Annotated in this window: 26 protein-coding genes, 1 tRNA gene and 1 riboswitch; of the genes, 12 read left to right on the top strand and 15 right to left on the bottom strand. The window is 62.9% G+C overall.

Annotated features, from left to right (window positions below; all coding sequences use genetic code 11):
- Nucleotides 1-27 precede the first annotated feature (27 nt).
- The 3 genes from EXZ48_RS05345 to EXZ48_RS05335 form a co-directional block, all read right to left on the bottom strand.
- Nucleotides 28-465, bottom strand: a complete 438-nt coding sequence (locus EXZ48_RS05345; protein ID WP_130514677.1) for an EamA family transporter — start codon at nt 463-465, stop codon at nt 28-30.
- Nucleotides 462-851 (bottom strand): fluoride efflux transporter CrcB, encoded by a 390-nt coding sequence (crcB, locus tag EXZ48_RS05340; RefSeq protein WP_130514663.1) that lies wholly within the window; start codon nt 849-851, stop codon nt 462-464. Before crcB ends, EXZ48_RS05345 begins: the two co-directional genes overlap by 4 nt.
- Nucleotides 852-954: 103 nt before the next feature.
- Nucleotides 955-1019, bottom strand: a riboswitch (Fluoride riboswitch).
- A gap of 75 nt (nt 1020-1094) precedes the next feature.
- Nucleotides 1095-1643 carry an HdeD family acid-resistance protein gene (locus EXZ48_RS05335; protein WP_130514660.1) on the bottom strand — a complete coding sequence of 183 codons (549 nt, stop codon included), beginning with the start codon at nt 1641-1643 and terminating at the stop codon, nt 1095-1097.
- Nucleotides 1644-1794: 151 nt separating this feature from the next.
- On the opposite strand from EXZ48_RS05335, the gene betI reads away from it, so the two are divergent.
- From betI to EXZ48_RS05310, 5 genes are all read left to right on the top strand, one after another.
- Nucleotides 1795-2448 (top strand): transcriptional regulator BetI, encoded by a 654-nt coding sequence (betI, locus tag EXZ48_RS05330; protein WP_050743489.1) that lies wholly within the window; start codon nt 1795-1797, stop codon nt 2446-2448.
- Nucleotides 2449-2486: 38 nt separating this feature from the next.
- Nucleotides 2487-4016 carry a choline-sulfatase gene (gene betC / locus EXZ48_RS05325; RefSeq protein ID WP_130514658.1) on the top strand — a complete coding sequence of 510 codons (1530 nt, stop codon included), beginning with the start codon at nt 2487-2489 and terminating at the stop codon, nt 4014-4016.
- 1 nt (nt 4017) lies between these two features.
- Nucleotides 4018-5481 (top strand): betaine-aldehyde dehydrogenase, encoded by a 1464-nt coding sequence (betB, locus tag EXZ48_RS05320; RefSeq protein WP_130514656.1) that lies wholly within the window; start codon nt 4018-4020, stop codon nt 5479-5481.
- 166 nt (nt 5482-5647) lie between these two features.
- A complete protein-coding gene (gene betA / locus EXZ48_RS05315) occupies nt 5648-7300 on the top strand; it encodes a choline dehydrogenase (protein ID WP_130514653.1) in 1653 nt (550 codons plus the stop codon).
- A 63-nt stretch (nt 7301-7363) separates the two neighbouring features.
- Nucleotides 7364-7642: a hypothetical protein gene (locus EXZ48_RS05310; RefSeq protein ID WP_023514423.1), complete on the top strand. Its 279-nt coding sequence runs from the start codon at nt 7364-7366 to the stop codon at nt 7640-7642.
- Here EXZ48_RS05310 and EXZ48_RS05305 read toward each other — a convergent pair.
- The 3 genes from EXZ48_RS05305 to EXZ48_RS05295 all read right to left on the bottom strand — a co-directional run bounded on the left by EXZ48_RS05305 (nt 7635) and on the right by EXZ48_RS05295 (nt 9567).
- Nucleotides 7635-8108 carry a DUF6644 family protein gene (locus EXZ48_RS05305; RefSeq protein ID WP_130514651.1) on the bottom strand — a complete coding sequence of 158 codons (474 nt, stop codon included), beginning with the start codon at nt 8106-8108 and terminating at the stop codon, nt 7635-7637. The two genes, EXZ48_RS05310 and EXZ48_RS05305, sit on opposite strands and share 8 nt — an antisense overlap.
- 10 nt (nt 8109-8118) lie before the next feature.
- The gene (locus EXZ48_RS05300; protein ID WP_082342368.1) at nt 8119-8481 is read right to left on the bottom strand and encodes a DUF6152 family protein; all 363 of its coding nucleotides are present in this window, start codon (nt 8479-8481) and stop codon (nt 8119-8121) included.
- A gap of 165 nt (nt 8482-8646) precedes the next feature.
- Nucleotides 8647-9567: a calcium-binding protein gene (locus EXZ48_RS05295; protein WP_207900371.1), complete on the bottom strand. Its 921-nt coding sequence runs from the start codon at nt 9565-9567 to the stop codon at nt 8647-8649.
- A 251-nt stretch (nt 9568-9818) separates the two neighbouring features.
- Here EXZ48_RS05295 and EXZ48_RS05290 point away from each other — a divergent pair, with 251 nt between their 5' ends.
- Genes EXZ48_RS05290 through cysN form a run of 3 tightly spaced genes read left to right on the top strand, consistent with a single transcriptional unit; the run spans nt 9819 to nt 13064 of the window.
- The gene (locus EXZ48_RS05290) at nt 9819-10568 is read left to right on the top strand and encodes a phosphoadenylyl-sulfate reductase (protein ID WP_130514649.1); all 750 of its coding nucleotides are present in this window, start codon (nt 9819-9821) and stop codon (nt 10566-10568) included.
- Between the two features lie 47 nt (nt 10569-10615).
- Complete coding sequence (cysD, locus tag EXZ48_RS05285) at nt 10616-11569, top strand: sulfate adenylyltransferase subunit CysD (protein WP_130514647.1); 954 nt, start codon at nt 10616-10618, stop codon at nt 11567-11569.
- 1 nt (nt 11570) lies between these two features.
- A complete protein-coding gene (gene cysN / locus EXZ48_RS05280) occupies nt 11571-13064 on the top strand; it encodes a sulfate adenylyltransferase subunit CysN (protein ID WP_130514645.1) in 1494 nt (497 codons plus the stop codon).
- Nucleotides 13065-13459: 395 nt separating this feature from the next.
- Here cysN and EXZ48_RS05275 read toward each other — a convergent pair whose 3' ends face one another.
- The 4 genes from EXZ48_RS05275 to EXZ48_RS05260 form a co-directional block, all read right to left on the bottom strand.
- Complete coding sequence (locus tag EXZ48_RS05275) at nt 13460-14422, bottom strand: bile acid:sodium symporter family protein (RefSeq protein ID WP_050743480.1); 963 nt, start codon at nt 14420-14422, stop codon at nt 13460-13462.
- A 108-nt stretch (nt 14423-14530) separates the two neighbouring features.
- On the bottom strand, nt 14531-15847 hold the full coding sequence (locus EXZ48_RS05270; RefSeq protein WP_023517090.1) for an HlyD family type I secretion periplasmic adaptor subunit: 1317 nt from the start codon (nt 15845-15847) through the stop codon (nt 14531-14533).
- A 13-nt stretch (nt 15848-15860) separates the two neighbouring features.
- The gene (locus EXZ48_RS05265; protein WP_023517089.1) at nt 15861-17591 is read right to left on the bottom strand and encodes a type I secretion system permease/ATPase; all 1731 of its coding nucleotides are present in this window, start codon (nt 17589-17591) and stop codon (nt 15861-15863) included.
- 214 nt (nt 17592-17805) lie between these two features.
- The gene (locus EXZ48_RS05260) at nt 17806-18309 is read right to left on the bottom strand and encodes an MgtC/SapB family protein (protein WP_130514643.1); all 504 of its coding nucleotides are present in this window, start codon (nt 18307-18309) and stop codon (nt 17806-17808) included.
- 158 nt (nt 18310-18467) lie between these two features.
- Here EXZ48_RS05260 and EXZ48_RS05255 point away from each other — a divergent pair.
- Nucleotides 18468-18544: transfer RNA gene (locus EXZ48_RS05255), tRNA-Pro, on the top strand.
- Between the two features lie 84 nt (nt 18545-18628).
- Here EXZ48_RS05255 and EXZ48_RS05250 read toward each other — a convergent pair.
- The 3 genes from EXZ48_RS05250 to EXZ48_RS05235 all read right to left on the bottom strand — a co-directional run bounded on the left by EXZ48_RS05250 (nt 18629) and on the right by EXZ48_RS05235 (nt 20860).
- Nucleotides 18629-19738: an integrase gene (locus EXZ48_RS05250; RefSeq protein WP_130514641.1), complete on the bottom strand. Its 1110-nt coding sequence runs from the start codon at nt 19736-19738 to the stop codon at nt 18629-18631.
- 199 nt (nt 19739-19937) lie between these two features.
- Nucleotides 19938-20243: a hypothetical protein gene (locus EXZ48_RS05240; RefSeq protein WP_130514639.1), complete on the bottom strand. Its 306-nt coding sequence runs from the start codon at nt 20241-20243 to the stop codon at nt 19938-19940.
- A 41-nt stretch (nt 20244-20284) separates the two neighbouring features.
- Entirely contained in the window at nt 20285-20860 is a 576-nt protein-coding gene (locus EXZ48_RS05235; RefSeq protein ID WP_130514637.1) for a hypothetical protein, read from the bottom strand.
- A 184-nt stretch (nt 20861-21044) separates the two neighbouring features.
- On the opposite strand from EXZ48_RS05235, the gene EXZ48_RS05230 reads away from it, so the two are divergent.
- The gene (locus tag EXZ48_RS05230) at nt 21045-21680 is read left to right on the top strand and encodes a hypothetical protein (RefSeq protein WP_130514635.1); all 636 of its coding nucleotides are present in this window, start codon (nt 21045-21047) and stop codon (nt 21678-21680) included.
- A 51-nt stretch (nt 21681-21731) separates the two neighbouring features.
- Here EXZ48_RS05230 and EXZ48_RS05225 read toward each other — a convergent pair whose 3' ends face one another.
- Nucleotides 21732-21920: a DUF2934 domain-containing protein gene (locus EXZ48_RS05225; protein WP_130514633.1), complete on the bottom strand. Its 189-nt coding sequence runs from the start codon at nt 21918-21920 to the stop codon at nt 21732-21734.
- Between the two features lie 187 nt (nt 21921-22107).
- Between EXZ48_RS05225 and EXZ48_RS05215 the strand changes: the two genes are divergently transcribed.
- Complete coding sequence (locus EXZ48_RS05215) at nt 22108-22293, top strand: hypothetical protein (RefSeq protein ID WP_130514629.1); 186 nt, start codon at nt 22108-22110, stop codon at nt 22291-22293.
- A 23-nt stretch (nt 22294-22316) separates the two neighbouring features.
- Here the strand turns inward: EXZ48_RS05215 and EXZ48_RS35410 are convergent, their stop codons facing one another.
- Entirely contained in the window at nt 22317-22652 is a 336-nt protein-coding gene (locus EXZ48_RS35410) for a hypothetical protein (protein WP_245461955.1), read from the bottom strand.
- 387 nt (nt 22653-23039) lie between these two features.
- Between EXZ48_RS35410 and EXZ48_RS05200 the strand changes: the two genes are divergently transcribed.
- Nucleotides 23040-23323 (top strand): hypothetical protein (locus EXZ48_RS05200; protein WP_130514627.1); only part of this gene is annotated, 284 nt, incomplete at its 3' end.

Here is a 23323-nt window from a genome sequence, read left to right as displayed (position 1 = left end):
ACTACAAGGAGTTGAAAAAGAATTCCCTCATATAGGCAGAGCCAGCAGCAAGGCGCCGCCGCCGATCATCAGGACGGCGATCCAATGGGCCGTGGAAAGCTGTTCGCCGAGGAACAGAACGGCGAAGATGGCGACCAGAACGACGGAAAGCTTGTCGACCGGCGCGACCTGGGCGGCCTTGCCGATCTGCAGCGCGCGGAAGTAACAAAGCCAGGAGGCTCCGGTCGCAAGGCCCGAGAGAATGAGGAAAATCCAGCTTCTTGCCGGCACCGAGCCCGGCGCCTGCCAGTTCCCGGCCAGCGTCAGCATGAGGGCGAGCGCCAGGAGGATGACGACGGTGCGCACGAAGGTCGCGAAGTCGGAATTGACCTCGGAGATGCCGATCTTGGCGAAGACCGCCGTCAGCGCGGCAAAGACCGCCGAGCCGAGCGCCCAGACCTGCCAGGACGTCAGGAGCGCCTTCACATTGCACCTCCTGCGAGCATAAGACGTGAAACTGCAAGTCCCGCCGCCACGGCGAGCAGCGAAAAAATTACTGATGCGCCGACATAAAGCACCGCCAGCCCCGCTTCGCCGCGCTCCCAGAGCAGCGCCGCATCGAGCGAGAAGGCGGAAAAGGTGGTGAAGCCGCCGAGGATACCCGTCGTCAGGAACAGCCGCATCTCCTGCGGCAGGTGACCGCGGAAGGCGAAGATACCGGCGATCAGCCCCATCAGAAGGCAGCCGAGCACGTTGATGGCGAGCGTGCCGGCGGGAAAGGCCGTGCCGAACAGCCGGGCGGCCAGCACATTCACCCCATGGCGCCCGGCCCCGCCGATGCCCGCGCCGAGAAAGACGATCAGATAGCTCATGTGCGTTGCCCTCACAGTCCGTTGATGCGACATCCGGACAACAAAAAACCGCCCTCGGGCGGTTGCAGAACATGCTCCCGCCGCCGACGGCCATCGCTGGCCGGTCTTGGCAGGAGCTATCAGCCGGTCAAACGGCGGTTGCCGGGGAGCTCCATCCCCATCCCACGCGATTTTTCTAGGCCTTGCCGTCCCGCCTGTCAAACGCCACCCCACCGGCACCCGGCGGGGCGGCTGAACGGGTGGCTACTTCCGCAGCGCCAGGCCGAAGGCGATCAGCGCCCAGCCCTGCATGGCAAGGTCGAAAGCGAGGAACAGGCCGAGCAGCCAGAGGCTGTTGACCGGCCAGCCGATGAGGAAGACGAGGCCTGCGAGCGCCGTGACGATGCCGCCGGCAAGCAGCCAGCCCCAGCCCTTTTCCGGCCGGACCCGCAGGGCCGCGAAGATGCGGAACAGCCCCGCGACGAGGAGCGCGGCCGCCATCAGCAGGGTCAGCACGGCCGAGGTCAGTACCGGATTGACGAAGGCGAGCACGCCGGCGGCAAGATAGAGCAGTGCACTCAGCGCCCAGGCGATCGTCTCCCGCCAGGCCTTGACCTGGAAGGCATGGGCGAGATGCACCACGCCGCCGACGATCATCAGCATGCCGACATAATAGACCGAAGCGACCGTCGCCCAGAAGAGATTGGCCGCGGCGATGCCGCCGAAGACGAGCAGGACGACGCCGAGCGCGACGAACCAGCCCCATTTTGCGCGCACGTCCGAGAGGGGGTTCATTCCGGGAGAGAGGACCATGTTGCACCTCGAAAGAAGAATGAAAACAAAGGCAGGCTAACACGGAACGCTCCCTCTTCGCGACAGCGAATTGACGCAGCGCGAAGCGCAAAGATTTTTATTGATTGATCGATCAATTAAAAATACCCTTGCAGAAAATCAGGAAAACGCCATGCCGAAAGTTGGAATGGAGCCGGTGCGCCGCAAGGCGCTGGTGGACGCGACGCTGAGGGCGGTCGGCGATCATGGCTCGCTGGCTGTCACCATGTCGGAAATCGCCCGCCATGCCGGCGTGTCCCCCGCCCTTGCCCATCACTATTTCGGCTCGAAGGAACAGCTCGTCATCGAGACGATCCGCAGCCTGCTGCGCCAGCTGCGCGCCGATGCGGTGGCGGCGCTCGGGGCGGCGGAAACGCCACGGGAACGGCTCTCGGCGATCATCCGCGTGAACTTCCAGGCGCACCAGTTTGCGCCGGAAACGGTCGCCGCCTGGCTTGCCTTCTATACCGAGGCCCAGCGTTCGGAAGCGGTGCGCCGTCTCCTCGTCGTCTATGCACGGCGGCTGAACTCCAATCTCCTGTCGAGCCTCAAGCAACTCTGCCCGGCCGGGACCGCGGGGGAGATCGCCGACGGGGCGGCAGCAATGATCGACGGGCTCTACCTGCGGCAGGGCCTGAGATCCGCGCCGGTCAGCATCGAATCCTCGATCGCGCTGACGGAGAGTTATGTGCAGGCGCAGCTGGCGGCATCAGGTGCGGCCGGGGTTGTCGCAGGATCGCCCCCGCCCGCCGCAGGGCGGCGGCCTTCCGTCGCCGCGCAGCGATAGAACTGTCAAAACCTCGCTTCCCCTTCAAGGATCTGCCCGTGACCGCCAGCAAGCCGAACATCCTGATCATCATGGTCGATCAGCTCAACGGAAAGTTCTTCCCGGACGGGCCGGCGGATTTCCTGCATGCGCCGCACATGAAGGCGCTCGCGGCGCGCTCGGCGCGGTTCCGCAACAACTACACCTCTTCCCCGCTCTGCGCGCCGGCCCGCGCCTCCTTCATGGCCGGCCAGCTTCCGAGCCGCACGCAGGTCTATGACAACGCCGCCGAATACATCTCCTCGATCCCGACCTTCGCCCATCACCTGCGCCGCGCCGGCTACTACACGGCGCTGTCGGGAAAAATGCACTTCGTCGGGCCGGACCAGCTGCACGGCTTCGAGGAGCGGCTGACGACGGACATCTACCCCGCCGATTTCGGCTGGACGCCGGATTACCGCAAGCCGGGCGAACGCATCGACTGGTGGTATCACAATATGGGGTCGGTGACGGGCGCCGGTGTTGCCGAGATCACCAACCAGATGGAGTATGACGACGAGGTCGCCTTCCTCGCCAACCAGAAGCTCTATCATCTCTCCCGCGAAAACGACGACGACGCGCGCCGCCCCTGGTGCCTCACCGTCTCCTTCACCCATCCGCACGACCCTTACGTGGCGCGGAGAAAATTCTGGGATCTCTACGAGGACTGCGCGCACCTTCTGCCCGAGGTCGGCATGCTCGAGAGCCAGGACCCGCATTCCGCCCGCATCCTGCATTCCTGCGACTATGCCAAATTCGCCATCAGCGGCGAGGACGTGCGCCGCTCGCGCCAGGCCTATTTCGCCAACATTTCCTATCTCGACGAGAAGGTCGGCGAACTCGTCGATACGCTGACGCGCACGCGCATGCTGGACAAAACACTGATCCTCTTCTGCTCGGATCACGGCGACATGCTCGGCGAGCGCGGCCTGTGGTTCAAGATGAACTTTTTCGAGGGTTCGGCCCGCGTGCCGCTGATGATTGCGGGCCCGGGCGTCACCTCCGGCCTGCACCTTGCGCCGACGTCGAACCTCGATGTCACGCCGACGCTCTGCGACCTCGCCGGCATTTCCATGGAAGAGGTCATGCCCTGGACGGACGGCGAGAGCCTCTTGCCGGTCATCAACGGCGCCGAGCGGACCGCGCCCGTGCTGATGGAATATGCGGCCGAGGCCTCCTATGCACCCGTCGTCGGCATCCGCGAGGGCAAGTGGAAATACATCCACTGCGAACTCGACCCGGAACAGCTTTACGACCTCGACGCCGACCCGCTGGAGCTGACGAACCTTGCGGCCTCCGACGATCCCGTCATCAAGGCGACGCTCGCCGCCTTTAGGCAGATGCGCGAAGCGCGCTGGGACATGGAGGCCTTCGACGCGAGCGTTCGCGAAAGCCAGGCGCGGCGCTGGGTGGTCTACGAAGCGCTGAGGAACGGGGCCTATTATCCCTGGGACCACCAGCCGCTGCAGAAGGCGTCCGAACGTTACATGCGCAACCACATGAACCTCGACAATCTCGAGGAATCCAAACGCTACCCGCGGGGAGAATGAGATGAAAGCCCAACCGAAAGCCTCGCACTTCATCGACGGCGACTATGTGGAAGACACCGCCGGCACGCCCTTCGACAGCATCTACCCCGCCACCGGCGAGGTGATCGCCCGCCTCCACGCCGCAACGCCGGCCATCGTCGAAAAGGCGATCGCGTCCGCCAAGCGCGCGCAGAAGGAATGGGCCGCGATGAGCCCGACCGCGCGCGGCCGCATCCTGAAGCGGGCCGCCGAGATCATGCGCGAACGCAACCGCGCGCTTTCCGAACTCGAAACGCTCGACACGGGCAAGCCGATCCAGGAGACGATCATCGCCGATCCGACTTCGGGCGCCGACGCCTTCGAATTCTTCGGCGGCATCGCGGCCGCCGGCCTCAACGGTGACTATATCCCGCTCGGCCAGGATTTCGCCTTCACCAAGCGCGTGCCACTCGGCGTGTGCGTCGGCATCGGCGCCTGGAACTACCCGCAGCAGATCGCCTGCTGGAAGGGCGCGCCGGCCCTCGTCTGCGGCAATGCCATGGTCTTCAAGCCTTCGGAAAACACCCCGCTCGGCGCGCTGAAGATCGCGGAAATCCTCATCGAGGCCGGCCTGCCGAAGGGTCTCTACAACGTCATACAGGGCGACCGCTCCACCGGCCCGCTGCTCGTCAACCATCCTGACGTCGCCAAGGTCTCGCTGACCGGCTCCGTGCCGACGGGCAAGAAGGTGGCGGGCGCGGCGGCCTCCGACCTCAAGCACGTCACGATGGAACTCGGCGGCAAGTCGCCGCTCATCGTCTTCGACGATGCGGACCTTGAAAGCGCCATCGGCGGCGCGATGCTCGGCAATTTCTATTCGACCGGCCAGGTCTGCTCGAACGGCACCCGCGTCTTCGTGCAGAAGGGCATCAAGGAAAGGTTCCTGTCTCGCTTGAAAGAGCGCACGGAAAAGATCGTTATCGGCGACCCCATGGATGAGGCGACGCAGCTCGGCCCGATGGTCTCGAAAGCCCAGCGCGACAAGGTTCTGGACTATATCGAAAAAGGCAAGGCCGAAGGCGCGACGCTGCTGACCGGCGGCGGCATTCCGAACGACGTGTCGGGCGAAGGCACCTATATCCAGCCGACCGTTTTCGCCGACGTCACCGACGAGATGACCATCGCCCGCGAGGAAATCTTCGGCCCCGTCATGTGCGTGCTCGATTTCGACAGCGAGGACGAGGTGATCGCCCGCGGCAACGCCACAGAATTCGGCCTTTCCGGCGGCGTCTTCACGACGGATATCACCCGCGCCCACCGCGTCGTCGACCAGCTCGAAGCCGGCACGCTCTGGATCAACACCTACAACCTCGCCCCCGTGGAAATCCCCTTCGGCGGCTCCAAACAATCCGGCTTCGGCCGCGAGAATTCGCTGGCGGCGCTGGAGCACTATTCCGAGCTGAAGACGGTGTACGTGTCGATGGGCAAGGTCGAGGCGCCGTATTGAGGGGTTGCCCCTCACCCTAGCCCTCTCCCCGCAAGCGGGGAGAGGGAACGTGCCTTACGCACGTCCAGAGAACGGAAAACGGCGCGGCACATCCCTTCTCCCCGCCTGCGGGGAGAAGGTGGCGGCAGCCGGATGAGGGGCATTTTAGGGGAAAGCGAAGTTCACCATGCAGAACGCAGACTACATCATCATCGGCTCCGGCTCCGCCGGCTCGGCGATTGCCTACCGACTCTCGGATGACGGCAAGCATACGGTCATGGTGCTGGAATATGGCGGCTCGGATATCGGGCCGTTCATCCAGATGCCGGCAGCGCTTGCCTGGCCGATGAGCATGAAGCGTTATAACTGGGGCTACCTTTCCGAGCCCGAGCCACACCTCAACAACCGCCGGATCACCGCGCCGCGCGGAAAGGTGATCGGCGGCTCGTCGTCGATCAACGGCCTTGTCTATGTGCGCGGCCATGCGGAAGACTTCAACCGCTGGGAGGCGCTCGGCGCGCAGGGTTGGGCCTATGCGGACGTGCTGCCCTACTACAAGCGCATGGAGACCTCCAGCGGCGGCGAGGCCGGCTGGCGCGGCACCGACGGGCCGCTGCATGTGCGGCGCGGGCCGGTGACGAACCCCCTCTTCCACGCCTTCATCCAGGCCGGCAGCCAGGCGGGCTTCGAGCTGACGGAGGACTATAACGGCTCCAAGCAGGAAGGCTTCGGCCTGATGGAGCAGACGATCCACGACGGCCGTCGCTGGTCGGCGGCGAATGCGTATCTGCGCCCCGCCATGAAGCGGCCGAACGTCTCGCTGGTCCGCTGCTTTGCCCGAAAGATCGTCATCGAGAATGGCCGGGCGGTCGGCGTCGAGATCGAGCGGAACGGCAAGGTCGAACTCGTGAAGGCAAACCGCGAGGTGGTCGTCTCCGCCTCCTCGTTCAACTCGCCGAAACTGCTGATGCTGTCGGGCATCGGCCCCGGCCAGCACCTCAAGGATATGGGGATCGAGGTGAAGGTCGACCGGCCAGGCGTCGGCGCCAACCTGCAGGACCATATGGAATTCTACTTCCAGCAGGTCTCAACCAAGCCGGTCTCGCTCTATTCCTGGCTGCCCTGGTTCTGGCAGGGCGTGGCGGGGGCGCAGTGGCTTCTCTCCAAGGGGGGCCTTGGCGCGTCCAACCAGTTCGAGGCCTGCGCGTTCCTGCGCTCCGCGCCGGGGCTGAAGCAGCCGGATATCCAGTATCACTTCCTGCCCGTCGCGATTTCCTACGACGGCAAGGCGGCGGCCAAGAGCCACGGTTTCCAGGCCCATGTCGGTTATAACCTTTCGAAATCGCGGGGCAGCGTGACGCTGCGCTCGTCCGATCCGATGGCCGATCCGGTCATCCGCTTCAACTACATGAGCCACGAGGAAGACTGGATCAAGTTCCGCCATTGCGTGCGCCTCACCCGCGAAATTTTCGGCCAGCAGGCGTTCGACGAATTCCGCGGGCCGGAAATCCAGCCGGGCGCGAAGGTCGAGACGGACGCGGAGATCGACGCCTTCCTGCGCGAGCACTTGGAGAGCGCCTATCACCCCTGCGGCACCTGCCGCATGGGCGCGGCGAGCGACCCGATGGCGGTGGTCGATCCGGAAACCCGCGTCATCGGCGTCGAGGGTCTTCGCATCGCGGACAGTTCGATCTTCCCGCATGTCACCTACGGCAACCTCAACGCGCCGTCGATCATGACCGGCGAGAAGGCAGCCGACCACATCCTTGGCAGGCAGCCGCTCGCCCGCTCCAACCAGGAGCCTTGGAAGAACCCGCGCGCGGCGGTGAGCGACCGGTAAGAAGTTCGGAACCTTAATGGTTGCAAGGTGTTGAGGCGGGCAATCGCCTCAAAGGGGGACCCTGTGGCAATCTACAAAAAGGTTTCGCATCGTCATATCCGCAAGGAGACCGACCTCGTCGTCACACTGATCGAAGGCCTTGGCGGTCCCTGCGCTTTCCTCACCGACCCGGCACAGGGCCGCGACACGATCCCCATTCCCGTCGAGGAGGCGCTCGCCGGCGCAGAGCAGGTGATCGCCGGCGCGCCGGCACCGCGCGAGCTGGTCGTCGTCGACGAGGAGGATCTCTGGGACGAGCGCTGGGGCACCCTGACGCCTGACCCCGAGCGCACAATCAGATGAAGGCGATCCAGCGCCCTGCCAGCACCGCACCGATCCAGACGGCCAGCGACAACAGCGCCTGCGCGCGCACGAGAGGCGGCACGCTGTCCGTCTCGATCACCCCGCGCCACGCGCCGCGGGCGTGCAGAACAACCGCATTAAGGACGCCGAGGGCGATGAGCGCGACCTTGGCGAGGAAGGCGGGGTTTTCGGCGTATTCCTGCGGACGCACGGAGAAGAGACAAAGGCCGGTCGCGACCGCCGCGGCAACGCCGATCCCTGCTGTGCGTGACAACAGCGGCCCGATGGTCGCGACCGGCGGTGTCCGCAAGACGCCGATGAGGCGCAGATCGAGCGGCAGGATAGCGCCGACGATGAGGCCGATCGCCAGGATGTGGGCGGCGTTGACGAGGAGATAGAACGTGCCGGACGCCTTCAGCGCGGCGGCGGCGGCCGGCGTCGTCGAGAGCCAGGCGAGCGCCTCCATGTCCGCCTCGTCAGTTCGTTTGAATGCGCTCGGGATAGATGTCGAAGACTTTTCCGGCAACGGTGATGCGCACGGCCTTCATGCGCTTTTCCGTCTGGTCGAGCGAACGGTTGCCCAGGACGACGATCGTGTCGCCGGGCTTTGCCGAGTCTTGGGCAAAGCCGGACCGCTGCGTCTGGCGTGGATTGCCGAGTTCGATCTTCCACACGCCGTCCGAGGCCGTTTCGACGTCCAGCGAGGGGTGCGGCGGTGCGATCGACACGGTGCGGATCGTGCCGGTGAGGTCGCTCTGCGCCTCTTCGGCCCAACCCCAGCCGTGATGGGCGAAGGCGGCGAAAGTGGTCATCGACGCGGCAGCGGCAAGGACGACCATTCTGGTTGTTGCAGCTTGCATGGCATTTTCCTCTGTCGGTTCTGCCCCGACAGACAGGATACACGCCTCACCGGGTAAGGCCGTTCAAGGATAGTTGAACGGCCTTACCCAAATGAAAAGGCCGGGCAATCGCCCGGCCCTTCCTGTCCGCTTCCGACCGGAGGCTCAGAAGAAGAAGAAATCGTTGGCGTGAAGGTCTGCCTTGTCGATGCCTTCGAGCTTGATGCTGTTCTTGCCGTATTCGATGACGAGATCGCCTGACTTTTCGGTGGCGTGCGAAAGCACGTCGTTGAAGTTCGACAGGACCGACTTGTCGAGGCGGATCACGTCACCCTTGGCGCTGCCGGCCTGGAAGTCGGTGATCGTGTCGTTGCCCTGGCCCTTCTTGAAGATGAAGACATCGTTGCCGGAGCCGCCGGTCAGCCTGTCATTGCCCGTACCGCCGTCGAGCGTGTCGTTGCCGGTCCCGCCCGAAAGCTTGTCGTTGCCGGAATCGCCATAGAGCTTGTCATTGCCCGAGCCGCCGGAAATCGTGTCGTTGCCGCCGCCGCCTTTCAGCGTGTCGTTGCCGTTGTTGCCGGAGATCTTGTCGGCCTTGCCGAAACCGGTGAAGGTATCGCTGCCGGTGCTGCCGGAGAACTCGATGGCATTTGCCTTGAGGATTTTCTCGAGGCTGGTCGTCGCGCCGCCATCGGTGTTCTTGCCGCCCATGATGTCGCTCAGGATCTTGCCGCTGAGGGTCTTGTCCGTCACGTTGAGGCCGGTGATCTCGATATCGGAGACCGACTTGAAGCGGGAACCGACGAGCTCGACCTTGTTGCCGAAGGTGATTGCGTTCAGCGAGCCGGAGATCTTGTGGGTCGCCAGATCGTAGTCCCACTTCGCCTTGCCGGAGGTGAGCACGACGCCATAGTCCTTGGCATTGGTGCTGGCGTATTGCGTGCCGCTCATGGCCATCGGGTCCGTGCTGTTGAAGGAGCCGTAGCCATCGCGGAGGTAGGTCTTGTCGAAGTTGGCGAGGTAAGAGCCGAAGTTGATGCCCTTGCCATCCTTGTTCGCATCCTTGACCGAAATCTTGATCGCCATTTGCTCGTTCCTTCCTGTCGGGCGCACGCGCGCATAATACCTGAATTTGATACTCAGCTATTAAATCTGATTTTTTATGTCAAGTTTTTTAAAGCCCCTCTCGGCGTCGATCCAAGGCGGCAGGATTTCTGCCCGTGGCGCGAGATGGAGAGATATTTGCTCCCGCGCCGGTGTTTCAGAAATCCGTTTTGCTGTCTCGCGGGGGACAAGGCTGCGATAATCCGGCAACTTCTCATAAAGGCACCGAACGAATGACTGCTCTTACCGGAAACGGGACCGCGCAGGCCCTGAATGACAAACTCGCCGAACTCGACCTTGCCGGCCGTCTTGCGCTGGTGGCCGGGCTGGGCGGGCGCGCCGTGTTCACCACCAGCCTCGGCATCGAGGACCAGGTGATCACCGCCGCCATCGGCACCGAACGCCTGCCGATCGACGTTTCGACGCTGGAGACCGGCCGGCTCTTCAAGGAGACCGTCGATCTCATTGCCGAGACCGAGGACCAGTACGGCATCACCATCACGCGCTATCATCCCCGTAAGGAGGATATCGACGCCTATGCCGCGCAATACGGCCTCAACGGCTTCTACGAGAGCGTCGAAGCCCGCCACGCCTGTTGTGGCGTGCGCAAGCTGAAGCCGCTTGCGCGCGCACTCGAAGGGGCATCCTTCTGGATCACCGGCCTGCGCCGCGGCCAGTCCGGCAACCGTGCCGACACGCCGTTCGCGGAGTTCGACGCGGAACGGGGCCTGATCAAGATCAACCCGCTGGCGGATTGGGATATCGAGCGCATCAACGCCTATGTGGCCGACAATGCCGTTCCGGTGAACCCGATGCACAAGCGCGGTTATCCCTCGATCGGCTGCGAGCCCTGTACGCGCGCCATCAAGCCGGGCGAACCCGAACGGGCCGGCCGCTGGTGGTGGGAAAACGACGAAAAGCGCGAATGCGGCCTGCACGTTCCCGAATCGGCACTCCCCTCCCTCGAATCGAGCGCCCTTTAAAAAACCATTCGCCTCGACAGGCACAGTTATCCGGAGTTACCCCTTTCATGTCCGATACCCGTCACGAAGCGGAAGCGAAGCACAACGCAACGCCCAAGCCCCCGCTCGATCCGCATCTGAAGGCGCTGGAAAACGAAGCAATCCACATCTTCCGCGAAGTCGCCGCCGAATTCGAACGGCCGGTGATGCTCTATTCCATCGGCAAGGATTCCTCGGTTCTCCTGCATCTGGCGCGCAAGGCCTTCTATCCCGGCCGCGTGCCCTTCCCGCTGCTGCACGTCAACACGGGCTGGAAATTCGCCGAGATGATCACCTTCCGCGACAAGATCGTGAAGGACTACTTCCTCGACCTGATCGAGCACGTCAATCCGCGCGGCGCGGCTGAGAACGTCACGCCCTTCACCCATGGTTCCGCGCTCTACACGGACATCATGAAGACCGAGGCGCTGCGCCATGCGCTCGACGCCGGCAAGTTCGACGCGGCCTTCGGCGGCGCGCGGCGCGACGAGGAAGCCTCGCGCGCCAAGGAGCGCATCTACTCCTTCCGCACGCCGGATCACCGCTGGGATCCGCGCAACCAGCGCCCGGAACTGTGGAACGTCTACAACGGCATGATCCGCCAGGGCGAAAGCGTGCGCGCCTTCCCGCTGTCCAACTGGACCGAGGTCGACATCTGGCGCTACATCCAGGCCGAAGACATCCCGATCGTACCGCTCTATTTCGCGGAGAAGCGGCCTTACGTGGAGCGCGACGGCATGATGATCCTCGCCGAGGATCCGCGCCTCGAACTCTTGCCCGGCGAAGTCAAGCAGGAAGGCGTCATCCGCTTCCGCACGCTCGGCTGCTTCCCGCTGACCGGGGCGATCCGCTCGCAAGCCACGACGCTCGACGACATCATCACTGAACTGGAGACCGCCACCGTCTCCGAACGTCAGGGCCGCGCGATCGACCGCGACCAGTCCGGCTCCATGGAAAAGAAGAAACGCGAAGGGTATTTCTGAGATGACCGTTTCCGCCACTGCAACCGCCGAAGTGCTTCTCCCCGTAGGAGAGCCGGCCATTGATCAGGTTCGGGCGATCCGCGATTCCCGCCCGCTTCGCCTCATCACCTGCGGCTCGGTCGACGACGGCAAGTCGACGCTGATCGGCCGCCTGCTCTGGGACACCAAGGCCGTCAAGGAAGACCAGGCCGCAACGCTGGAGCGTGATAGTTCCGGCAAGCAGAACGACCTCGGCCTGCCCGATTTCGCCCTGCTGCTCGACGGCCTCCAGGCCGAACGCGAACAGGGCATCACCATCGACGTCGCCTATCGCTACTTCTCGACGGACCGCCGCTCGTTCATCGTCGCCGACACGCCCGGCCACGAGCAGTACACCCGCAACATGGCGACCGGCGCTTCGACGGCCGACCTTGCCGTTCTGCTGGTCGACGCCCGTGCCGGCATCCTCGAACAGACGCGCCGCCACGCGACCATCGCCTCGCTGATGGGCATCCGGCAGTTCGTGCTCGCCGTCAACAAGATCGACCTGACCAACTATGAGCGCGCCCGTTTCGAGCAGATCACGCACGATTTCAAGGAATTCGCGCTGACGCTCGGTGTCAAGCAGATCACCGCCATTCCGATGTCGGCGCTGAAGGGCGAGAACGTCGTCTATGACGGCAGCGCCGCCATGCCCTGGTATGACGGCCCGACGCTGGTCGAGACGCTGGAGAAGGCCACCACCCGCTCGAACCAGACGGTCGGCTTCCGCCTGCCGGTGCAGCGCGTCTCCCGCCCCGGCGAAAGCTTTCGCGGCTATCAGGGTACGGTTGCCGGCGGCTCGGTGAAGCCGGGCGACAGCGTGGTCATCCTGCCCTCCGGCATGGTGGCGAACGTCACCAAGATCGTCACCTTCGACCTCGTGCGCAACGCCGCCGTCGCGGGCGATGCCATCACGCTCGTGCTCGACCGCCAGGTGGACGTTTCGCGCGGCGACATGATCGTCGCCATCGACAGCCAGCCGATGACCGGCCGCGGTTTTGACGCGCAGCTCGTCGCGCTCCAGCCCGAGGGCATCGAACCCGGCAAGCGTTACTGGCTGAAGAGCGGCTCGCGCCGCCAGCGCGTCAGCGTCGATCCGATAAGCCAGCTCGACCTCAAAACCTCGAAGTGGAGTTCGGCCGAAAAGCTTGGCATGAACGCCATCGGCAAGGTGCATCTCACCTTCGACGAACAGGCGATCTTCGACACCTACGAGCAGAACCGCACGACCGGCGCGTTCATCCTGATCGACCCCGACACCAACAACACGGTGGCCGGCGGCATGATCACCGGACGCCGCTCGGAACTCGGCGGCATCCACAAGGACGACCAGCGCGTGCTGCTCTCCCTGCCGGCCGATCTGGCCGAAAAGATCATGGCAACAGAACTCTTCGCGAGCCGCCGTCAGGACGTGGACGTGCGCCACACCAGTGTCGGCCGGGCGGCGGAAATCCTGGCGGATCTCGACGAATAGGGTTTAGCGCAAGGCCCCTCATCCCGCTGCCGCGACCTTCTCCCCGCAAGCGGGGAGAAGGAAAGGGAGGCAAGGGTTTCCCGGACATCCATGGCAGCGCGGCATATCCCTTCTCCCCGCTTGCGGGGAGAAGGTGCCGGCAGGCGGATGAGGGGCCGCGTCAGCTTCGAGAACAAAAAAGGGGCCGCAACGGCCCCTTTTTCCTGTGTCGTACGCTCAGAAGAAGAAGTACCAGAGCAGGAGCACGACGAAGAGCGGAACGCCCATCAACCAGAGGATCAAAGCCCGAGCCATCGAAGTTTCCTTTCCCAAACCGTTGTGTTGACCGGGAAATGGCCGAGGCAGCGAATTGTTCCATCAGCGGTCGGTCAGGGACGCCCTCTCTCCCTCGGCGATCAGCGCGCCTGCGTCTCGAGCCGGCCGGCATCCTCATCGTTCGGTACCTGCGAAAAGTAGTTCGCGATCAGCGCGCCGGAAATATTGTGCCAGACGCTGAAGATGGCGCTCGGAACGGCGGCGACCGGCGAAAAATGCGCGTTGGCAAGCGCTGCGCCAAGGCCGCTGTTCTGCATGCCGACCTCGATGGCGATCGCCTTGCGCTTGGCGACCGAAAGCCCGGACGCGCGCGCGGCGAGGTAGCCGAGCAGATAGCCGATCCCGTTGTGCAGCACGACGACGGCGAAGATCATCAGGCCCGACGAGGCGATTGCCGCCTTGCTGGCGCCGACGACGGCAGCGACGATGAGCACGATGCCGACGACGCTGACGAGCGGCAGGGCCGGAACCGCCGCCTTTACCATGCCGGGCAGCAGCTTCTGCAGCAGGAAGCCGAGCGCGAGCGGCAGGAGAATGACCTTCACGATGCTGATGAACATGGCCATGGCATCGACCGGCAGGAACTGGCTGGCGAAGAGCCAGACGAGGAAAGGCGTGACGATCGGCGCCGCCAGCGTCGTCACGCTGGTGCAGGCGACGCTGAGCGCGACATCACCCTTCGACAGATAGGTCATGACATTGCTGGACGTGCCGCCCGGGCAGCAGCCGACGAGGATGACGCCCGCGGCGACTTCCGGCGACATGGGGATGATCATCGTCAGGATCACGGCGACGATCGGCATGATGAGGAACTGTGCGGCCACGCCGATGCCGACATCCACCGGGCGCCTGGCGACTTCCTTGAAGTCATCCAGCGACAGCGTCAGGCCCATGCCGAACATGATGATTCCAAGCAGGGTGACGATATAGGGCGTCAGTTGCTTGAACGTATCGGGAAGGACGAAGCCGAGCACGGCGAAAAGAATGACCCAGAGGGCAAAGGTCTTTCCGACAAAGGCGGAAAGAGAGGCGATGGCTTTCACGGTTTTACTCCACGAATTGTTCTTCCGCCCGCCCTACGCCTCGGGGACGAATGTTTCAACCCGCTAAATTTACCGAAAATTACGCCTTCTCTCCACTTCCCGACCGATTCATCTTTCCCGGAATGCCTTGGCGAAATAATCGGCGAGCGGCTTCACCAGATATTCCAGCGGCGAGCGCTCGGAGGTCTGGATGAAGGTTTCCACCGGCATGCCGGGCATGACATGCTTGTCGCCGAGCTTGGCCATCTCGCCGCTGTCCGGCTTGATCTCCGCCTTGTAGTAGGTGGCGCCGGTGCGCTGGTCGGCGAGCACGTCGGCGGCGACCTTCGTCACATGGCCGAAGATTTCCGGCGTCGAGCGGTGATCGAAGGCGGCAAAGCGGATATGCGCCTTCTGGCCGATATGGACCTGATCGATCTGCGTCGGCGAGATCTGCGTGGTGATGATGAGGTCCTGCTCCTGCGGGATGATGTAGAGCAGCGGATCGGCCGGGCGGATGACCGAGCGCAGCGCGTGGACCTGCATGCCGAGCACGACGCCGGCCATCGGCGCGGTGATGTCCATGCGGCTCAGCGTCTCCAGCTTGGCGTTGCGGTTTTCCTTGAGCTCGGCGACCTTCGCCTCGATCTCGCGCAGCGCCGTCGTCGCTTCCTCGCGCACCGTCGAATGGATGTTGAGGATGGCGATCTCGATCTCGGCAACGCGGCCGGCATTTTCCGCGATATTGGCGCGGGCCTGGCTGATCGTGCCGAGGATTTCCGCCTCTTCCCGCTGCAGCGCCAGCACGCGGCTGGCATTGGTCAGCGACTGGGCGAGCAGCTTGTTCTGGGCCTCCAGCTCCTTGCCGATCAGGCCGAGCTGGGTTTCCAGCGCCTTGATGCGGCTTTCCAGGCCCTCGTTCTGCTTGGCGATCTGCGCCTTCTTCTCCTGAAGCTGGCCGGCCTGCTTGCCGCGCGTTTCGGCGCGGGCAGCCATCAGCCGCTTCTGGCCGGCGACGATTTCAGCCGCCTCCGGATCGGTGGCAACGGCCTTGAGCAGTTCGGGATCGAAGCTGATCTCGGTCTTCTCGTCCTGCTCCGCCTGCAGGCGCGCCGCCGTGCCGAGCAGGCTGAAGAGCTGGCCTTCGATGACGGCAAGCTCGGAGCGGTCGAAGGTGTCGTCGAGGCGCATCAGCACGTCGCCCGCCTTCACGGCATCGCCTTCCTTGACGCGGATATCGCCGACCACGCCGCCCGTCAGGTGCTGCACGATCTGGCGGTTGCTGGCGACCTCGATGATGCCGCCGGCGACGACCGCGCCGTTGATGCGCGTCAGCGCGGCCCAGGCGCCCATGCCGCCGAGCAGCACGAAGACCGTCGCATAGCCGGCGATCGCGTAACCGCGGCTGGTCCACTTCTTGTCCTTGGCGCCCGTTTCCCGAACCATGGCTTCAAAACCCTTACTTGTTGCTGCCGCCGGTGCCGGCGACGACCTGCGTGTGGTTGCGCAGATGCGCCCGCAACACGTCGTCGCGCGGGCCGAAAGCCAGGCGCTGGCCGTTTTCCATGATGAGGATGAGCTCGCACTCCTCGATCGCCGCCGGGCGATGCGCCATGATGACGACGGACTTGCCCTCCGCCTTCATGTTGCGGATGGCAAGGTTGAGCGCCATCGAGCCCTCGGCATCGAGATTGGAATTCGGCTCGTCGAGCACGACCAGCACCGGATCGCCATAGAGGGCGCGGGCGAGGCCGACGCGCTGCTTCTGGCCGCCGGAAAGACGTCCGCCCATAGCCGGCAGCTTGGTATCGTAGCCGTCGGGCAGGCGCAGGATCATGTCGTGCGCACCGGCCTTCCTGGCCGCCTCCACCACCTTGACCGGATCGGGATCGAGCGCCATGCGGGCGATGTTTTCCGCCACCGTCCCTTCGAACAGCACGACATCCTGCGGCAGGTAGCCGACATGGTCGGCAAGGCCATCCGTGCCGTACTGTTCCAGCGAGGCGCCGTCGAGGCGCACCTTGCCGGCGGCCGGCGGCCAGATGCCGGTCAGCACGCGGGCGAGCGTCGACTTGCCGGAGGCGCTCTGACCGATGACGCCGAGCGCCTGGCCCGGATGCAGCTCCAGGTTCAGCATGCGGAGCGTTGCGACCTGCTCGCCGGGCGGCACGACCGTGACCTGCTCGACCTCGAGGACGGCGCGCGGCTTCGGCAGCGCGGTGCGCGCGTCTTCCTCCGGCACGCGCGCGAGCAGCTGGGAAAGGTTGCGCCAGCCCTGCATGGCACGCTGGATGAGCGACCACTGGCCAATCGCACCCTCGATGGGTGCCAGTGCCCGCCCGATGATGATGGAACTTGCGATCATCGCGCCGGCAGTGATCTCGTTCTGCAGCACCAGATAGGCGCCGAGCGCGAGGATCGCCGACTGCAGGAAGACGCGGAAGGTCTTCGAGCTGATGGAATAGAAGCCGTTGCTGTCCGAATAGCGGATGTTGGCCTCGAGCGCCTTGTCGCGCAGGAGCTGCCAGCGGCCGGCCACCGCGCGGCGCATGCCGAGGGCGCGCACCGTGTCGCTCTCCTTCTGCAGCGTCTGGGTCATCTCGTCGCTGAGCCGGCCGGCGATCATCGCCCGCTCCTGGTCTTCCTTCGTGCCGTTCTGGTTGAGCCAGGTGAGCCCGACGAGAATGAGGCCGCCGACGACGCCGAGCATGCCCATCCAGGGATGGAAGGTGAAGATGACGAAGAGGAAGAAAGGCGTCCACGGAATGTCGAAGACCGTAAAGAGCGCGGGCGAGGACAGCACCTTCTGGATCGAATCGAGATCGCGCATGCCGGTGACGGTGGAAATGCCCTGGGCGTGCAGGTTCGTGCGGTCGAGCACGGCGTTGAAGACGCGCTTGTCGAAGCGGGCCTGGAAGCGGGCGCCGATGCGCGCGGCGACGCGGCTGCGGATATGGTCGAGCACGCCCATGACGAGATAGAGGCCGATGATCAGCCCCGTCAGCGCCACCAGCGTCGCTTCCGAGCGGGAGGAGAGCACCCGGTCGTAGATCTGCAGCATGAAGAGCGGCCCGGTCAGCACGAGCAGGTTCACGAAGAAGCTGAAGAGCCCTATGGCAAGGAAGCCCGCAGCGCTCGACTTCAGCGCGGCTCTGAGTTCCTCTACACCGGCCTTGCCCGATGGACGCATGACAATGTCTCTTTAAAGATCGACGCCGGAGGCTGGCCGATGGGACGACCATCATCCGGGCGGCGAAGGGCCACTCGACCGCTCCGCCGCGACAGGCCGGATGCGGGGGCCGCCCGCATCCTTGCGCGCGTCCTCGTTTGAAGACGGTATAGGGCCCGATTTATTCGCAAATCAACAGAATTCCGATGAAATGATCAAAACATAACCTGAACGGTCACGTTTCCTTGTTCCGTGTCGGCTCGTCCTGCGCATCGCTGCCAATCTCGATCTTGGCGAGAATGAAGAGAACGACGAAACACGCAACGGTCGCAACGACCGCCACGAACCAGTAGCCGAGGCCAACCGAAAGCCCGACGGCACCGGCAAGCCACATGCCCGCCCCCGTCGTCAGCCCCCTCACCTCGCCCCGTGAAAACACGATCATGCCCGCGGCCAGGAAGGCGACGCCCGAGGTGACGGCCTCGATGACGCGCAGCGGATCGATGCGCACCTGATCATCGGAAAAACCCGCCATGTGCACGCTTTCGATGGAGAGGAGGGCGAAGACGCACGCGGCCAGCGCCACGAGGATATGGGTGCGCAGCCCCGCGGCGTGGGCGCGGTATTCCCGCTCCGCCCCGATCACCGCACCGAGCAGGATCGCCCCCGTCAGGCGGGCGAGGAGCACGGGATAGGGCACCGCTGTGCGCGGAAAGAGGTCGGCGATGGTCTGTTCCATGGCGCGCAAACGCAAAAACCGAGCGCCGGTTCCCACCATCCACATGCCCGGAACAAAAATTTCCCGGCCTTCCGGCACTTTCCCCAACAGTGCGAATTTTTTTGATATTTTGCGCTTGTCGAAACGAAAAGCCTGTTCTATAGAGGCGCCGCTGGTCACGGAGTGTAGCGCAGTCTGGTAGCGCACCACGTTCGGGACGTGGGGGTCGAGTGTTCGAATCACTCCACTCCGACCAGCTCGAACCCCTGAAATTCAGGCGGTTCTGACATTTTCCCGAAACAACCCCAAAAATCACGGCAATGAATACGGCAATGAATGGCTACTTCATTCGCCCTGCCCTCCCTGTTGTAAATGCCTCACCGACCCCAGCCTGATGATCCGGGTGGTGATGGCCGTAGGTTTTCTCTAGTGTCTCCAGGGTCATCCCCAGATAGCCGGATGCCTCCCACTTGTCGGCGGCTGCCTGCATGAGCCAAGTGGCCGCGGTGTGCCGTAAGGTGTGGCGGACGACGCCCTCGGCGCCCTCACCCAACACCTTGTCGACCAGGTTGCGGAAGGCTCGCTTGGGGTCTGCCGGCTTGCCGTTATACTCGACGACATACTTGGAGCCCTTCGCATGCCACCGCCTCATATGGGCGAGCAGACGAGCAGGAAGGCGGATCGGCGGTGCACGCTTATTCGAGGCCACCATTTCGCCTTCCCACGCCCTGTAGAAGACACCCGCATGCAGATCGATGTAAGGACGGCCCTCTTCCTTCACGAACGACGCCTGCCATATCCGCGATGAGCGACTGCCTGTATAGACTGCCGCAAGAGCGAATCGCGCGATGTGGACGGTTGGCTTCCGCTTGTTGGGAGCGCCGCGAAACCTCCCGCGCTTGCGATAAGCGGCCCAGATCAGCTTAGCGAGGGTCGAGCGGTCCAGGTGCTTTACCCTGCCCTTGGCCTTCGGTGGCAGGGTAACGGTTACAGACTGGCGCGTGACGTTATCGGCGATAGCCTGGCGACACGCGGCGCGCAGATCTTCCAGTTCGCGGCGCGAGCCATTCTGATTTCCACGGCGCTTCACATACTCCGCACAGGTACCACTCGTGATGTCGTCAAGTGTTTTGTCGCCCCAGAACGCCATAAGGTTCTCGGCACGCGCCGCGAGTTCCTTCGGACGGGTCGCGGTGTCCTTCTTCAAGGAAAGATAGTGCGCCAGCACCTCGGCGATCGTCACTTCGGATGCCACTCGGTTGCGCTTCGGAGCCTCGGCAAGAAACTGCCTCCCGATATGTTTCGCTAGCGCTTTCTCAGCTCCTGCACGATCATGCTGACCGCAGCCTGTGCGGAACTGCTTCCCCCCGTCGAGGATGAGCCAGACCGCCTCTCGGTCCTTGTCCGCCGGGCGGAGCCACAATCTGGCTGGTTTGCGGGCACGCGACATTGCTCCTTCATCTCCTCTATCGATCGCATCGTCGTGAAGTCCTTGCCAGCAATCCTCATAAGCACAAGGCGACCGCGCGCGGCCTCCTTTCGGAGACCGCTTACAGTCATTCCGCCGTGCGGAAACGCGACAGGGAGGATCTCAGCCAGCCTGACCGGCGCGTCAGGCTGAATGTTGTCATTTACCGGGGTCGGGAGCATCAGGCGATTCCGCCAGATGTCCTGGTTCGAATGAAATCGTTCAAGAACTGCTGGGCCGATTCAGCAAAGTATGAGAACCCAATCGTTCGAAGCATCTCATTCCATGCTTCGATATCGGGCGCGTCCTCAACGAGTTCTGCTGCCGCGGCGACCAAGCGGTCATCGGCATCCGCCGATGAGGCGGCCAGCATTCGCAGATGCTTTGCCGCGTCCACATTTCTATCATCGTCAGGGTACTCTGCAGCCTTTCCGTCGCGCCAGTCTGCTTGTTCCGCGAAGATTTCGGCAAGCGTGGTCTTATCCATGTCTTATCCTCTCAATGCATCATGCCGGATGACGGCGCGTTTTAGTGAGTGGTGACGAGCTTGTGCTTGGCCGTCACGCGGTCGATAGCGGCGGCGACATCAGGATGCAGGTCTTCCGCTCCACCGCGCCCGCAATCAATGTCGACATAGCTCTGCGACTGGTCATCCCAATAGAAGCCTTCGCACTTCATGTTTGCTTCATTCTCGGCGTCACGGATCAGAGGCTCCACGTCCACGTCAAGCGCTTCATGCTCTTCGGTGACCGCCTCGCTCTCCTTCTCGAACGCACGCAGCAGCTTTGCCGTGCTGCTATAAACGCCGGCCGCATTCATGAACGCAGCATTGACGGCACGTCCAATTTGAAGACCGATCTCGGAAATCGTTACGACCTCGGCTTCGCTGTACCCTTCACGATCGAGCCGGTCGACCGTCTCAGAGTAGATCGTCTTGTTGCGGAAAGCGCCTGCGGCGGCGAGCTCCCTTCCCTTCTCAGCAAGGCCCGCGATCGAGCGCACGTCGATCATTCCCATAGCCGATACCGCCGGCTCTGCTTCCGCGATGGCCCTCGCGAAGGCATCAACAAGCTTTTCGCGGTCAATCTGAATCATATTGGTCAATGTCTTCTCCTCTTAGGTGACGCGCCCGCCTTTGGATTGGATGCGTATCGACAGTGATAGTATCGATTAAATCGACAGTCAAGATATCGATACTAAAAATATCGATACTATCACTGTCGATAGATTGACGGATTAGAGTGATGCCGCTATAGGACCCTGACAGAATAACACCGGAGACGGCGACTTGGCGAAACCAGGTGAACTCGCAGAATTGATTGCGCGACTGTTTAGGCTGGAAGAGGCAACGGTTCGTCAGCAGGCACGCGAGCTTCGCGACCATGGACTGATGAGTAAGGAGAAGGCTGGCCGCGGCGCGGGTTCGATGACCGCGCGAGATGCGGCGCACCTCTTAGTGGCGGCAGCGGTTACCACTTCGGTCAAGAAAAGCGTTGAATGCGTCCATCATTATCAATCGTGCCGCGTGACCGACTGGCGTGGCCACCGAAAGACATGGACCTTAGCGTTCCTACCGTGCATAGAAATAAACATCTTGCCGGACGACCACAGTATCGTTGACGTTATTGAAGCGGCACTAGTTTCATTTTCTAAAGGTGATTGGGCTGATGAGCGTAACCCGTTCGAAATGGAACGACGCGATACTGGAAAACCGGAAATGAGGTTTTATCTTTCTGGTCCGGTTGTTTCTGCATCGTCTAATATTACGTTGTTTAAATATGATAGAGCAGGACATTTATCTCATGATGCTGAACAAGAACATCACTACTATGGCGATCCAGAAGAGAAAAAGATTGACTATATATTTCATGCAGTGTTTACGCACGTTACATTGATTGAAATAGCAAATCTTCTCCGCGCCTAAACTCGTTTTTCTTCGGCTGGCTTTCCACATCTGCGATAGCGAGCAGCGCCTTCAATGCGTCGGGTTCACCGCAGCGGCCATGCCGATTACATCTCGACTCGCCGCCTCCGCCTCATCCTCTTCTTGTACTTCGCGTTCTGCCTGGAGCCAGCGCCCAAGTGAGCGGCCATCCAACGACCCTTCGCGCTGCCAGAGTTCGAAGGCTCGCTCCTTGATGCGTCTCTCGCGTTCGTCGTCCATGATCAGCCGAGCCCAAAGAACGACAGGACGGCGATCACGACTACGACCAGGCCGACGAGATAGATTATGTTGTTCATAGTGCGTCTCCTTTTCTGTTCGGGGTCAAACGTGCCCGCCGCGGTTCTTGTTCCTGCTCGGAACCACCGCGAGCCCCAGCCGTTTCCCCTGTCCAGCAGGAGGATGCAGAATGGCAATTGAGAACGCACCGACCGAGAAGGGCAAAGAAGGCGCAAGAGGCCTCCACAAGGCCACACGGGCCGAGGAGCGCAAGGTCGAGCATGAAAAGGGTTCGGACCTCGCCAAGGGAGCCGATCGCTTTGAGGAGCGCTCCAGCAGCTCTGACGGCAAAAGCGCAGGCGAGAAGCAGCGGTAAAACGAAAGGGCGAAAGTCGCCAGTCAAGCCGCCGGAGGGAGGTGGCGCAGGAATGGGCGGATCTGATAGCTGCTGATTTGGTGCCGGCCGCGGACCTGCTGCTCGGGAAGAGGCGGTGATGCTATTGTCCCGCCGATGGCGGCGTCTCGCCCCTTCTCCGCGACTAGCTTCGCCCTTATCCGGTCTACCTGCTTAGGCGGAGGCGGCTGCTTCGCCTTCTCGTATTCCATTTCGAATCGGTCCAGCCACGGCTGCATCACCGGCCCGTATTCATCGACCAACTCGGCGCAGAGAACCAGGTAGCGCTCCAGATCCGCCAGCGTGAAAACTCTCTCTTTCTTTTCTGCCCATTGTCTCATTCCCACCTCCTCTTGGCTGACAAGGTGATGGTCGCGCAGGATGGTTAATGAAGCGCTAACTTTAGGTAGCGCGCTTCCTGACGCCGCCCTCAATGAATTCGATGCCGGCCGACTCGAGGGCCGCGATAACGGCGGCGATGTTGTTCCGCATCCCCGGAAGCTCGCCTGTAGCTGCCTCCATACGCCGCAACGTGGGTGCAGATATCTTTGACATGTCCGCCAATTCGACCTGTCCCAAGCCCAACAGCACGCGAGCCGCAGCGATCTGCTTCCCCGAAATATGATTAAATTCGCTCACTATGACAAAAAACGCTTGACGCGCCCCCAGTTAATGGTAATTGTTATCGCATTGAGCGAAACTAATCAACACAAGGAGGACCACCAGCAATGGCCACCACCACGCACGACTCCCTAACCGACAGAAGGCTGGAACCCCGCAGGCTGCTGCCGAGAAGACAACCACCGCACTTCCCCTATGACCAGGCCAGCGCCACCGAGATTCCACGCATGGCAGCTCTCGCTGAACAACTGCAGACCAGCATGCTCGAACTCCAGCCCATGCCAGATGAGGCTATGGACGGCATCAACAACGCACATACGGCCGTCGTGGAGGCGCTCGCCGTCGCGCCGGTCACTAAGTCCAGTGAGCTTGCCGATAAGCTGCGTGTGCT

The sequence above is a fragment of the Shinella sp. JR1-6 genome, from assembly GCF_004284735.1.
Lineage (GTDB): Bacteria > Pseudomonadota > Alphaproteobacteria > Rhizobiales > Rhizobiaceae > Shinella.
Note: the sequence above shows the minus strand (reverse complement) of the source record. Positions and strands in the feature narration are given on the sequence as shown.

Excerpts from the sequence above, each read along its gene's own strand:
- EXZ48_RS05265 (WP_023517089.1), bottom strand. The coding sequence starts at position 17,591 with ATGCGTCCATCGGGCAAGGCCGGTGTAGAGGAACTCAGAGCCGCGCTG.
- EXZ48_RS05295 (WP_207900371.1), bottom strand. The coding sequence starts at position 9,567 with ATGGCGATCAAGATTTCGGTCAAGGATGCGAACAAGGATGGCAAGGGC.
- EXZ48_RS05305 (WP_130514651.1), bottom strand. The coding sequence starts at position 8,108 with ATGGAGGCGCTCGCCTGGCTCTCGACGACGCCGGCCGCCGCCGCCGCG.
- EXZ48_RS05225 (WP_130514633.1), bottom strand. The coding sequence starts at position 21,920 with ATGGACGACGAACGCGAGAGACGCATCAAGGAGCGAGCCTTCGAACTC.
- cysN (WP_130514645.1), top strand. The coding sequence starts at position 11,571 with ATGACCGTTTCCGCCACTGCAACCGCCGAAGTGCTTCTCCCCGTAGGA.
- betB (WP_130514656.1), top strand. The coding sequence starts at position 4,018 with ATGAAAGCCCAACCGAAAGCCTCGCACTTCATCGACGGCGACTATGTG.
- EXZ48_RS05290 (WP_130514649.1), top strand. The coding sequence starts at position 9,819 with ATGACTGCTCTTACCGGAAACGGGACCGCGCAGGCCCTGAATGACAAA.
- betA (WP_130514653.1), top strand. The coding sequence starts at position 5,648 with ATGCAGAACGCAGACTACATCATCATCGGCTCCGGCTCCGCCGGCTCG.
- EXZ48_RS05260 (WP_130514643.1), bottom strand. The coding sequence starts at position 18,309 with ATGGAACAGACCATCGCCGACCTCTTTCCGCGCACAGCGGTGCCCTAT.
- crcB (WP_130514663.1), bottom strand. The coding sequence starts at position 851 with ATGAGCTATCTGATCGTCTTTCTCGGCGCGGGCATCGGCGGGGCCGGG.
- cysD (WP_130514647.1), top strand. The coding sequence starts at position 10,616 with ATGTCCGATACCCGTCACGAAGCGGAAGCGAAGCACAACGCAACGCCC.
- EXZ48_RS05240 (WP_130514639.1), bottom strand. The coding sequence starts at position 20,243 with ATGGATAAGACCACGCTTGCCGAAATCTTCGCGGAACAAGCAGACTGG.
- EXZ48_RS05250 (WP_130514641.1), bottom strand. The coding sequence starts at position 19,738 with ATGTCGCGTGCCCGCAAACCAGCCAGATTGTGGCTCCGCCCGGCGGAC.
- EXZ48_RS05335 (WP_130514660.1), bottom strand. The coding sequence starts at position 1,643 with ATGGTCCTCTCTCCCGGAATGAACCCCCTCTCGGACGTGCGCGCAAAA.
- betI (WP_050743489.1), top strand. The coding sequence starts at position 1,795 with ATGCCGAAAGTTGGAATGGAGCCGGTGCGCCGCAAGGCGCTGGTGGAC.
- EXZ48_RS35410 (WP_245461955.1), bottom strand. The coding sequence starts at position 22,652 with ATGAGACAATGGGCAGAAAAGAAAGAGAGAGTTTTCACGCTGGCGGAT.
- EXZ48_RS05270 (WP_023517090.1), bottom strand. The coding sequence starts at position 15,847 with ATGGTTCGGGAAACGGGCGCCAAGGACAAGAAGTGGACCAGCCGCGGT.
- EXZ48_RS05300 (WP_082342368.1), bottom strand. The coding sequence starts at position 8,481 with ATGGTCGTCCTTGCCGCTGCCGCGTCGATGACCACTTTCGCCGCCTTC.
- EXZ48_RS05215 (WP_130514629.1), top strand. The coding sequence starts at position 22,108 with ATGGCAATTGAGAACGCACCGACCGAGAAGGGCAAAGAAGGCGCAAGA.